The organism is Vibrio sp. 1978, from assembly GCF_033344345.1.
In genome coordinates this window covers 1-524 of the sequence record NZ_JAWPOP010000986.1, presented here as the reverse complement: position 1 = coordinate 524, position 524 = coordinate 1, and the positions used below count along the sequence as shown (strand labels likewise).

The following is a 524-nucleotide window of genomic DNA, read 5'->3' as shown; positions in this document are numbered from 1 at the left end:
TGGCTCAGGTACTGCATCAGTTCAACTACTGCCCATGCCAGTACCTAGAGCAAAACTGGATCGTGCCAAAGCAGCCTTGGCTTCTTAATCTGGATGGCTGGCGAGATAACCCAAACTTCAACCTTTGGTGTTTAGAAGAGTGGGCGCTTGCGCCTGTTCCAGAAACGGCTTTTAACAAGCCACACCATAGCTTGGCTCTGCTTCCTCCTGATGCGCTCAGTACGTTAATGCTCACCATTGGCGGGGCGTTGCACAGTTTTGCGATGCGCCAAGTGGTACTTAAAAAGCCCAAGCAGTGTTTGAACAACGTGTTTGGTTTGGATGTCGCCCGTTTTCTTATTCAGCAAGGGCCGATGTTGTTGTCACAATGGCCGAAAGGTTGGCAAAAAGCGCTACCAGAAATGATGAAAGAAGACGAAGTTGAACGTCACATGCTCAAACAGGGCTACGCATGGATGAAGTTCATCTTAGCGAGCTCTTCTCACGATATTTTGCTCCGTTGGCAGTTCAAGCTCGATCAATCA

At 48.9% G+C, this 524-nt stretch carries 1 protein-coding gene; it reads left to right on the top strand.

The annotated features are described in order from the left end of the window. Positions 1 to 524 (top strand): SctK family type III secretion system sorting platform protein VscK (gene vscK, locus R8N49_RS30245; protein ID WP_318190833.1); only part of this gene is annotated, 524 nt, incomplete at both ends.